This window comes from Streptomyces himastatinicus ATCC 53653 (assembly GCF_000158915.1).
Taxonomy (GTDB): domain Bacteria; phylum Actinomycetota; class Actinomycetes; order Streptomycetales; family Streptomycetaceae; genus Streptomyces; species Streptomyces himastatinicus.
This window is the reverse complement of the sequence record NZ_GG657754.1, coordinates 6,815,858-6,816,628: the sequence shown is the minus strand read 5'-3', so window position 1 is coordinate 6,816,628 and position 771 is coordinate 6,815,858. Positions and strand designations below refer to the sequence as shown.

General features: G+C 72.1%; 2 protein-coding genes. Both read right to left on the bottom strand.

Annotated elements, in window-relative coordinates:
- On the bottom strand, positions 1–95 hold a 95-nt coding region (locus tag SSOG_RS58540; RefSeq protein ID WP_167542519.1), incomplete at its 3' end, for a polyketide synthase docking domain-containing protein.
- Between the two features lie 29 nt (positions 96–124).
- Positions 125–667: an acyl carrier protein gene (locus tag SSOG_RS46965; protein WP_050799999.1), complete on the bottom strand. Its 543-nt coding sequence runs from the start codon at positions 665–667 to the stop codon at positions 125–127.
- Positions 668–771 lie beyond the last annotated feature (104 nt).

The window sequence follows — 771 nt, the reverse complement described above, 5'->3', positions numbered from 1 at the left end:
GCGTCGGTGAGCTGCTGGTTCTGCCGACGCAGCCGCTCGGTTTCCTTCAGCGAGGCCCGCAGCGCGTCAACGAGCTTTTCGTTGGGGGTAGTCATCGTGTCGTGTACTCCGTGCTTGGGCCGCGTCAGGATTCGGTGCCGTCGAGGCCGTCGAGGTCGAGCGCCATGTCGATGAGGTGCTGGACGTCCATGTCGTCGATGGACTCGGCGTCATCTTCGGCGCGGCTCGTGCCAGGGGTCGCTGCTTGCGGGTCGGCCAGCTGGAGCAGCGTGTCCAGCAGACCGGCCTCCCTGATCCGGCTCATCGGGATGGTGGCCAGGGTGCGGCGCAGTTCGGCGTCCTGCGGATCGAGATCCACATCGGCCGGAACGTGGCCGGGAGCGGCAGGTGCCAGCTCGCCGAGCAGATGCGCGGCGAGCGCAGCCGGGTTCGGGTAGTCGAAGACGAGGCTCGTCGGCAGCCGGAGGCCGGTGGCCGTGCCCAGCCGGGTGCGCAGTTCGACCGCGGTGAGCGAGTCGAAGCCCAGCTCGTTGAAGGCGCGTCCGGCCTCGACCTCGTCGGCCGAGGCGTGGCCGAGGGCGTGGGCCACATGGGTACGGACCACCTCCAGCACCGCGTCCTCACGGTCACCCGCGGGCATCGCCGCCAGCCGCTCCCGCAGCGCCAACGCGCCGTCCGCGTCCGTCCCCCGGCCCGCCGACGCGCCCTCGGCGCCGCCCCGCAGCAGGGTGCGGACGCTCCGGCAGGTCGTCTATCAGCGGGCGGGGGCGG